The 9,749-nt window shown below is 43.6% G+C and carries 12 protein-coding genes; 8 read left to right on the top strand and 4 right to left on the bottom strand.

Annotated elements, in window-relative coordinates; translation table 11 throughout:
• Positions 1–247 precede the first annotated feature (247 nt).
• The gene (locus F3741_07130; protein ID MZG30568.1) at positions 248–664 is read right to left on the bottom strand and encodes a DUF4399 domain-containing protein; all 417 of its coding nucleotides are present in this window, start codon (positions 662–664) and stop codon (positions 248–250) included.
• A gap of 440 nt (positions 665–1,104) precedes the next feature.
• Here F3741_07130 and F3741_07125 point away from each other — a divergent pair, with 440 nt between their 5' ends.
• Entirely contained in the window at positions 1,105–1,962 is an 858-nt protein-coding gene (locus tag F3741_07125) for a phosphodiester glycosidase family protein (protein ID MZG30567.1), read from the top strand.
• Between the two features lie 57 nt (positions 1,963–2,019).
• Entirely contained in the window at positions 2,020–2,355 is a 336-nt protein-coding gene (locus tag F3741_07120; protein ID MZG30566.1) for a LysR family transcriptional regulator, read from the top strand.
• Positions 2,356–2,405: 50 nt separating this feature from the next.
• Here the strand turns inward: F3741_07120 and F3741_07115 are convergent, their stop codons facing one another.
• Both F3741_07115 and F3741_07110 read right to left on the bottom strand, forming a co-directional pair.
• Positions 2,406–3,536 carry a hypothetical protein gene (locus F3741_07115; protein ID MZG30565.1) on the bottom strand — a complete coding sequence of 377 codons (1,131 nt, stop codon included), beginning with the start codon at positions 3,534–3,536 and terminating at the stop codon, positions 2,406–2,408.
• Between the two features lie 163 nt (positions 3,537–3,699).
• Complete coding sequence (locus F3741_07110; protein MZG30564.1) at positions 3,700–4,080, bottom strand: hypothetical protein; 381 nt, start codon at positions 4,078–4,080, stop codon at positions 3,700–3,702.
• Positions 4,081–4,276: 196 nt separating this feature from the next.
• Here F3741_07110 and F3741_07105 point away from each other — a divergent pair, with 196 nt between their 5' ends.
• On the top strand, positions 4,277–5,476 hold the full coding sequence (locus tag F3741_07105; protein MZG30563.1) for a tyrosine--tRNA ligase: 1,200 nt from the start codon (positions 4,277–4,279) through the stop codon (positions 5,474–5,476).
• On the opposite strand, the gene F3741_07100 is transcribed toward F3741_07105, so the two are convergent.
• Positions 5,464–6,516 (bottom strand): hypothetical protein, encoded by a 1,053-nt coding sequence (locus F3741_07100; GenBank protein MZG30562.1) that lies wholly within the window; start codon positions 6,514–6,516, stop codon positions 5,464–5,466. The two genes, F3741_07105 and F3741_07100, sit on opposite strands and share 13 nt — an antisense overlap.
• 393 nt (positions 6,517–6,909) lie before the next feature.
• Here F3741_07100 and F3741_07095 point away from each other — a divergent pair, with 393 nt between their 5' ends.
• The 5 genes from F3741_07095 to F3741_07075 form a co-directional block, all read left to right on the top strand.
• Positions 6,910–7,044, top strand: coding sequence for a 50S ribosomal protein L34 (locus F3741_07095; protein ID MZG30561.1), 135 nt, complete (start codon positions 6,910–6,912; stop codon positions 7,042–7,044).
• Positions 7,045–7,102: 58 nt separating this feature from the next.
• Positions 7,103–7,447: a ribonuclease P protein component gene (gene rnpA, locus F3741_07090; protein ID MZG30560.1), complete on the top strand. Its 345-nt coding sequence runs from the start codon at positions 7,103–7,105 to the stop codon at positions 7,445–7,447.
• A 46-nt stretch (positions 7,448–7,493) separates the two neighbouring features.
• On the top strand, positions 7,494–7,706 hold the full coding sequence (yidD, locus tag F3741_07085) for a membrane protein insertion efficiency factor YidD (protein ID MZG30559.1): 213 nt from the start codon (positions 7,494–7,496) through the stop codon (positions 7,704–7,706).
• A 30-nt stretch (positions 7,707–7,736) separates the two neighbouring features.
• Positions 7,737–9,395 (top strand): membrane protein insertase YidC, encoded by a 1,659-nt coding sequence (gene yidC, locus F3741_07080; GenBank protein ID MZG30558.1) that lies wholly within the window; start codon positions 7,737–7,739, stop codon positions 9,393–9,395.
• Between the two features lie 246 nt (positions 9,396–9,641).
• Positions 9,642–9,749 (top strand): hypothetical protein (locus F3741_07075; protein ID MZG30557.1); only part of this gene is annotated, 108 nt, incomplete at its 3' end.

The raw sequence follows: 9,749 nt of genomic DNA, 5'->3' as shown, positions 1-9,749 counted from the left end.
ATCTGGTAGTTTTCCAGCATACGCCGGGAAACTTCTGTTGCAACATTCTGGTACAACGCATTGAGATGGTACAAATTGAATAAGTTATTCTCTGCGAAAACCGGTGTTTTAACCAATTCAGTCATGGCTGCCTGCAAAATTTTTGGATCAGATTAAATCGTGTTTAATATAATCTAAGAGGAAAAAAAAATTCCACCCCCGAAACGGAGGTGGAATCTTCCTTTAAATCAATTGTTCCTGAACAGAATTATTTTACATGCACCACACGGACGGTCACAGTGTCTGTAACCGGTGGGTTATAGGGAACATGATTTCCCTGTGCAAAAAGAGCCGTGATCGTATGCTGGCCTTTGCTCAGTTCAATGGTTTTACATTTTGAGCCATCACCCATATGAATATGGTTGCTGTCTTTAGCAATAGGTTTGCTCAAATCACCAGGGATATCCACATCAACAAGCAGGTGATGATGACCTTTACCCGGATTCACTCCATTTTTGGCAGGCTCCACTGTATAACCATTGGTCGCCATACAAACTTGTAAAGGGCTGCTGACATTAGACAGAGTTGCCGGTGAAGTGATTGTCAAAGCTTTGCCAGCACTCGAATTCGTAGCCGTAGTAGCACCACCTCCGGTCTGCGCCGCACAACCTGCAAATAAAACCATTACCAGTAATGCCATACCTCTTGAAATGATCTTCATAAACTCCTCACGAAAAAAAAGATGAAACGTTAATGAATAAACACAACTACTTGACGAAAATTAAATAAATTCACGGTCCAAATTCAGACCGAAAAATATAACGCAGACTTTATTGCAACCCAGAACCAAATCTAATCAAAAACTAATCAATATGTTCTGTTTAGGGTGGATCAACTCAATATAGAGGAAAATTTGGGCGAAATCAATCATACCTTTGAAAAAAATCACTATTTGTGCAAAAAATTCAGTGGTTTCTCGATCTGCTCCTACCAAATACGATGATAATTTCAAGGACAATCTGTGAAATGAAGGCTATAATTTATTCCTCTTTTAAAACAGGTTCATTTTCGAATTTTTATGAAGACCTGCACTTTATATGGATGATTTTGAGTTAGAGGTAAACATTGAAACGTCTTAAATACCTGTTTATTGCACTTTTAGCCTTACTTATTTCAATATCGCTGAAACTCCGCCTGGATGCTCAGTCTACAAAACCTCGAAATACTTCTTCATGGAGGAACCTTGAACGAGGTCTGGATTTAGGCATCTTCAAAGCCCCCAAAAAATCTGCTTTGGGTGATTCTTTGATTCGCATTTTAAGAGCCGACACCCATTTCTTTGAATTAAAGTTGCTCAATGCATCGGCAAAAGGTCAAGGCAGGCGCAGGTCTGTAAAGGACTGGGTGAACAAAAACGGTCTGGTTGCCGCTATCAACGCCAGCATGTACCAGAAGGATATGAAGTCAAGTGTCTCTTATATGAAAACCCGGCAACATACCAACAACACCTGGGTTTCTAAAGATAAAACCATACTTGCTTTCGATCCGGATGACGAGAATCTGCCTGCAGTGAGAATTATTGACCGGGATTGCGAAGATTTTAATAAGTTGCGAAAGTTGTATGGCACTCTGGTCCAAAGTATTCGAATGGTATCTTGCCACGGAAAAAATATGTGGGCACCCCATAAGAAAATGTGGAGCACCGCCGCAATAGGTCTGGATAATAAGAACAGGGTATTGTTCATCCACGTTCGATCTCCTTACACCACTCACGACTTGACTAACATGCTGTTGGAAATTCCGATAGGTCTAAAACAAGCCATGTATGTTGAAGGCGGGGCCGATGCACAGCTATATATCAATACTGGAAAAGAGAGACACGAATTTATAGGTAGCTATTCCACTGGTTCCAGGGAACACGATGAAAATACTTTTTCCCACCCAATCCCGAATGTGCTGGGTCTGGTACGTCTTGAAGAATAGGAGTTGTTCCATTTGTCAGAAAAAAAGAAAAGTTCAGTTCGCCCCCGGTTCAGGATAATGACCGGAGATTTAATTGCTCTTGGGCCAGGAAAAGTCGATTTACTGGAGTCAATAAGCCATGAAGGGTCCATTTCTCAAGCCGCGAGGAAAAGGCAATTGAGCTATAGACGTGCATGGAACATGGTGGATACCATGAACCAGTGTTTCAGAGAACCACTCGTTGTCAGCATAACAGGTGGCAAGGGAGGAGGTGGAGCCAAACTGACTGCCGCGGGGAAAAAAGTAATTCAGCTTTATCGAAAAATGGAACAAAAAGCCAACAACGCCACCCGACCAGAAGCAATGTCCCTGAAAAAACTGCTACGGCAAACAACTGGTGGCAATGAGCAATAGCACTTATGACAAACTAAGAATTGTCGCGACTTGAAGAGGGCTATGGTCCATTAGGAACCCTCGCTCGAAGGACGAGAAGCCGCTATTTCCAATCCTACAAACTTTATCGACAGGTTCTCTCCCGGAAACTGGCTGTATGCGTCAGTTTCATCTTCATATTCATGGAAATCAAAATGAGAAACGTCAAAACCAATCTGCCGTACATCCTGGATCAGGGTTTCACAAAAATTCTCTTCTATCTCAACCAGCGTTTCATAATAACCGCGAGTTAATTTACTTTTATATTCAGGATTTTGGGCACGTTTTAAGATCTGGCATTCCAGGTCCGTATCCAAAATCATCAATAGACCTCCAGGCTCCAAAGCTTCTGTGGCCCAGCTTAAGAACTGCTTCCGCTCTGTTCTTTGTAAATGGTGTAAAAATTTATTAGCCAATATACAACCGTAGTGCTTTCCAAGCGGACCATCAGGAAAGTCGACATTCAAAACTTCAATATTATCTTTACCCAAAAGTTTCACGAAATGCGTTAACCCTTTAATGATAAACGGCATGTTGTCAGCGAGGACAAGATGAGGGAAGTCTTTCGGCCAGTCATGAATTAGACGAAATCCAGCCAGCCCTGTTGCCACATCCATCATCGGTGCTTTCAGGTCATGAGGCACAAGCTCCATAGGGTTGTCCCAGGGGAAATTTCCCGTCTGGTGCAAATAATAACTATAGCTCTCACTGAGTAACGTTACCCATTCCGGATCATTATAAAGAATAGGATCCCGTTGAATCAAACTGGTTAATTCACTAAAAAGAACTGAAAACTTTTCATTCATCTGTTCAACAGATTTAGTTAAGGTCGTCCTATCTTTACGCAGATTCATATGGATGTGGTCAAAGTTCAGAAATACAGCCGGTCGCTCATGCTGAACGTATAACAAGTCTGCAATATCGATCACGATCTCCGGGTATGCCATACAAACAAGAAGATTAAAAACCTCCTGGTTTTCACGTCCTAACTCTGTATCCGGGAATCCCAGTTTGCCATTCAAAAGTCTGAATACAGCTTGAACCCGATGAGCCAGCTCCGGGGACTTGCTATGCTCCAAACCTAGAAACCTGCGACCTGTATCAGTCAGCAGTGGAAGTTCTGAAGTGGACTTTATAAAGACTGAAGAAGCGGTCACTGATATGTTCTTCCAAATCGGGTTAAAGGATTTCTTTATAACAGGCGTACCACGGAGTTTCAACCACCATGCCACCAGGCATGGGGCCAGCGAGCAACAACTTCAATTGGCAAAATGGAATACATCTCGGCTAAAAAAGATATTAACAATTGCCATCTGCCTCCCACTTCTAAGGGGGCCAGTTCCACCCTGCTCTGCCAAGCAGGTAGAAGGTGATCAGCAGGCACGGCAACAAATAGGGCACTGCCTGAAAAGTGCTGACATCCATCAAGGAATAAGCAGAAAACGCTGATCTGAGACCGTAAATGACGGCCAGGATCTGGGCCAGCCTTTTCTTCCCCTTCAGCAGATAATAAGTCAGCACGCCCAGTAAAAGTATGAATGCGGCCAAAGAAAGAATCGCTGTCAATCCAAGATTAAATGGAGGAATAAATATCATAGCTATCAAAAGATACGCCAGATTTAGCCCCAAAAACCCATATCCGGCATGAGTGAACTTGCGCGCTCTGGGGTCAAGAGGCTTTGATATTTGAGAATCTTCGTTTTCCATATAAAGATAAAATGTTATTGAAGCGACCAACCCTTCAGTTGCAGATTCATTGACGGTATGTTAGCTTCCACTCGGCGTGATGCCAACTCCAATAGCCCATCAAACCGTTAGACGGGCTTCGAGAAGGATAACGCAGGCTAAAATTTTTTTCTATTTATTTACTGATAATCAAATATACATTTAGGTCCTTTTCATCATGTTACCAGTAGATGAACAACTTAAAACAATCCGCCGAGGAACCTCTGAGATCATTGACGAAAATGATCTTGCCGGGCTTCTGGCCTCAGGAAAACCCCTCAAGATAAAAGCCGGGTTTGATCCCACAGCTCCTGACCTGCATCTTGGGCATACTGTACTCCTGCACAAAATGCGGCAATTCCAGGAACTCGGCCATGAAGTCATTTTCCTGATTGGTGATTTTACCGGTATGATTGGCGATCCAACAGGCCGTTCTGAAACTCGTAAAAACCTGACCCCCCAGGAAGTTCAGGAAAACGCAAAAACATACCTCGCGCAAGTTTACAAAATCCTCGACCCTGAAAAAACCACAGTCGCTTATAACAGTGAATGGATGAACAAGTTCACATCTGTAAACATGATCGAATTAGCGGCACATTACACGGTTGCAAGAATGTTGGAACGCGATGACTTTCAAAAACGTCTTTCCAAAAACCTGCCGGTTTCCATCCACGAGCTGATGTATCCCCTGATTCAGGGGTATGACTCAGTCGCGTTAAAATCTGATGTGGAATTAGGAGGTACCGATCAGAAATTCAACCTGCTTGTTGGAAGGGACCTCCAAAGATCTTACGGACAAAAACCCCAGGTTGTTCTTACCATGCCTCTTCTGGAAGGAACAGATGGGGTACAAAAAATGAGTAAAAGCCTTGGCAACAGTATAGGCGTCTTCGATCCCCCAAACGAAATGTTTGGCAAGATTATGTCCATTTCTGACGATTTGATGTGGCGTTACTATGAACTGTTGAGTCAAGTCAGCGCACAGGAACTGGAAACCATGAGGGAGCAATCTGAGGCGGGGAAGCTGAATCCTAAAAATGCCAAAATAAACCTGGCAAAAGAAATCGTAACGTTATACCACTCCCCAGACCTTGCGGAAACCGCCTTGAGGGAATTTGAAAATGTGTTTAAGAAAAAGAACCTGCCTGAAGACATCCCTGTAGCAAATGGTTGGGGAGATGAATTGAAAGGAATCTGCAATATACTGAAGGACAACAAAATGACAGACAGCACTTCTGCTGCCCGCCGTCTAATCCAGCAGGGATCTGTATCGATAAATGGGGAAAAAGTTTCCGACGTTAATCAAGAGTTGCCCGGAAATCAGGAATATCTCATCAAAGTCGGCAAAAAAAGATTCCTCAAAATTCAACCGGAATGATTCGAACTTTTTAACCTGATCTGGTTGCCAACCTCCATATTAGGCTGGCTTTTCACTATGATCGCCGTTGCGGTTTTCTTTTGTGTGTCGATAACCTTTATTTCACCTAGAACAGAGTAAACCAACGGTCTCTTTTTGGGCAGCAACCCTTTGTACCAGTTATCTTCAACGTATTCAGGCAAAGAATAAACTTCGAAGTGATCACCAGGGCGCACATCATCGTCCCAGCCTTTATCAATGTAAACAACGTCATCATCTTTCAAAGCAATAATATCTTCTTTAGACGCGACGATATACCCCTCGATGAATTTATCCATCTGTGAAAACGCGGCAGTTAGATCCTCAAACTTTTTATAAGGCATGAGCTTGTGCCCGACTTCAATACTGTCATAAGCCTTTAACACTTTTGCGGTGGAGACATCATCACCCGGTTCAACGATTTCAACGACGCCAAGGATTAAAACCCGATGACCAATAGGTTTTCCAGGGTTAGCCAGAAAGTTTTTGTCAGGAAATCCTTTCGTCCGGGTATATTCTCCAGTTTTATCAAACAACCCCTCCCCCTTCAAAACAGGGTGATAAATATAACGGTCTAACATATAGATGGTGAACTGGTCGCCTTTTTCTATTCCCTGGCGCTTCCCGATATCTACATAAATCAAATCTGGGCCAGTTGATCCCATTTTGTTGTCATAAAGTTGCAAGATGCTTCCTACAGGGGCAATATCTGGTGTGATAAATCCGGCATTGAAATATTTTTTGTCTGAATTGATTTTTTTCCTGACAGAAAATAAAGTCTTTCCGGGTTTGGAGTCATTTCTAAAATCAGAGTAAACTCCAGGGTTTTCAACCTGCGATAAACTTCCATCATCATAAAGTGTGCCTTTATCTGTAGGAAGAAGATCCATACCTGATTCGATACCGGCTACCTCGTTTGCAAGAGTCACCTGCAAATCTTTGGCCCACACCGTCGGGACCTCAACCGAACCAGCAAATAAAATCGAGAGAAACAAAAACCCTAATGAAATCAACATTCTCATAATTTAACCCCATCAAAGTTAAACCAGAACAACAGCTAGTCCGTTCGCAGGAAAATCCTGGACAGATTTATCACAGCCAACGAATCCAGCTACTTTAAAAATCAAATTAGCATTGAATATAAATATGTTACACCATTTTATGGGGAATTTGCAGCTTTTTTGCCCAAGAAACGTCAGATGACAAGTTTTTGCCAAAATACAATGCATGAAGGAATAAAGCCAAAATCTAGCCAATGACCTAAATTATAAAGGGATTAGACCTTGACATGGGACTCCGCCGATGAAATAATCCACCAAACCTTCCTGTGTTAACTCCTGTTGTATAACCATCTGATTTGGTGAGAGTAAGACGGGCTTTTTTTGTATTTATATGAGATTTTCTAGGAACGATTTATGAAAAGGACTTTTCAACCCAGTAATATTAAAAGAAAACGAGTACATGGATTCCGAAAACGAAGTTCTACTGTAGGAGGAAGACGTGTATTGGCAAATCGCAGGCGAAAAGGTCGAAAACGTTTGACTGTTTGAACTCAAATGAGGAGTGATGACATGCTTACGGGTCATCACCTAACCCCACTCAAAGTGGATGGGAAATTTTTCTTTCAAAAAAATAGAACGGTTAGCCAAACGTCCTGAGTTCGAAAAAGTCATGAATGAAGGAAAAAAAAAGCGGGTGGGGAGGCTATGCATTATTTTTTCTCTACCTAATGAGTTGGGCAGAAAAAGGTTGGGAATCATTGCATCAAAAAAAGTAGGGAACGCAGTGGCCCGAAACCGTGTGAAACGAAAAATCCGCGAAGTGTTTCGCCAGATAAAACACCATATAGAACCCGCTCTGGATATCGTTATTATATCAGGCAAGGACATGGTCAAGCTTCCCTACAGAGTGATTGAAAAAGAACTTTCAAAAGCTCTTCTAGCCGAAAGGTAAATCCTGAAACCAAATCAAGCGCCAGGGCTATCCATCACAGACCTACATGTTAAACCAGATTTTCCTTAAATTCGTGCGTGCTTATCAACGGTGGATATCTCCATTGTTTTTCCCGGCTTGCAGATTCTATCCAAGTTGCTCGGAATATGCGGCACAAGCTCTAGAGCGGTACTCTCTGGTTAAAGCGGCAGGACTGATAATATGCAGACTTTTTAAATGTCATCCCTATCACAACGGTGGGGCGGACCCGTTGAAATAGGACCGAACGGTCTGGAATCGGAGACTTAACTTGGAAAACAGATTATTGCTCGCTTTTGTTCTGTCTTTGGCGGTTTTTGTAGGATGGGGCTATTTCCTGGCGCAAGTGCAGGGTCCACCACCTGAGCGGGATAAGGGCATTGAGCCTCAAGTATCTCAAAACGCTAAAAAATCTCCTGACCGGCGTCAAGACACAGTTCAGGATTCAGGGTCAACATCGTTGTCTCCTTCCCAGTCATCGGAATCACAAACTACCACACCGGCTCCGGTTCTCGCTGATCCGTTTCCTGGCGAGGAAGTCCTCATACAAGTCTCTGCTGGTAAAACCCATTTCACCATCAGCAATCGAGGTGGAGTGTTGAAGCAACTGCAATTGCCACGCTTCAAAAACGATGAGGGCAATGTGATCGACCTTATCAATAATCCTGATAATTTGACAGCGGCTCTGGCACTCCAATCCAACGACCCGGAGGTGACAGCAATTTTGCAGAACGCCCATTATGAGCCTTCTACAACTTCAATAGTTTTGGATGAAAGCAATCCGGAAGGCAAATTGGCCCTTACCCTGAACCACTCATCCGGACTACAGGTCATTCGCAAATACACCTTCCACTTTGATGATTACCTGGTAGAAATGAGCACCCAGATTTCTGCCGCGTCGCTGGCTAACAGGAACCTGCAATACAAGGTATTGCTGGGACCAGGCATGGGAGGAAAAATATCTTCACAGACCGATTATATTGTGTTCTCAGGAGCAACCGTATTCAATAATAACGAACGTATCGAAAATCCACCTGAAGATATTCACGATACTTCTTATTTCAAAGGAGACCTGAAATGGGTTTCCTTCCAGAACAAATATTTCGGCTCTGCCCTCATACCGCAGCAAGGCACCAAAGCCGGTATCGTCTTCAAAGAGAAAGACCAGACCTATGTCGGCCTTGAATTAGAATCGGTTCAATCCTCTGCCAACGCGCAATATCTATTGTATTCCGGAACAAAAGAACTGGAAATTCTTGAATCTAAAGGGCACGATCTTGTGAGACTGATTGACTATGGTTGGTTCGGCAACAAGTTCGCGTTTCTCGTCAAACCGCTTCTCAAGGTTCTGGCATTCTTTTATGGACTCACCAGCAACTATGGCTGGTCCATCATCTTTCTGACCATTATCATAAAATTGTTGTTTTTCCCGCTGACCCATAAAAGTTTCAAGTCCATGAAGGGGATGCAGAAGGTCCAGCCCTACGTAAAAATCATTCAGGAAAGAAATAAGGACGACCGGCAGAAAATGAACGAAGAACTGCTGGAACTCTACAAAAAGCACAAGGTGAACCCGGTTGGCGGCTGTTTGCCGATGCTTTTACAGATTCCGGTATTCATCGCCCTCTACCACGCCTTGTTCTTTTCAATTGAACTGCGCGGTGCCCCGTTCATCGGCTGGATCACCGACCTCTCCGTTGCCGATCCTTACTACGTCTACCCGGTATTGATGGGCGCAACCATGTTCCTGCAGCAACGGTTGACTCCTTCAGTGGGTGACCCCATGCAACAGAAGATCATGATGTTCCTTCCCATCGTGTTCACCTTCCTGTTCATTTCGTTTCCGTCTGGACTCGTCATCTACTGGACCGTCAATAATATGCTGACCATCTCACAGCAATACTACATCTACCACGTCGCCAAAGACTAACGGCGAGCCGCCGTTGGCAACGTGAGGCAGACGTTCGTTTGCTTGTGATATTTAACCTTTGCCTTCATGCCCCGAAGGTGTACACGAGCCCCTAAAAAATATTTTCACATTCATTTAATTCTTCCTTAAACTTCGTGCCCAGGAGAGGTCACAGGGTTATAATGTGCCATAACTAATTGACCCTATACTTTTGGCGGTTGCGTCAGAATCACCGCCCCATTGCCACCGGCGGCTCGCCGGGCGACTATGAAAGATACCATCACAGCCATTGCCACACCTCCGGGAGAAGGAGGAATCGCCGTCATCCGCATTAGCGGTGACAAAGCGTTAAACATTGCCTCGAAATTATTTCAT

The organism is Nitrospinota bacterium, from assembly GCA_009873635.1.
Taxonomy (GTDB): Bacteria; Nitrospinota; Nitrospinia; order Nitrospinales; family VA-1; genus LS-NOB.
The sequence above is the reverse complement of the archived record's forward strand: the minus strand, read 5'-3'. Positions and strand labels throughout refer to the sequence as shown.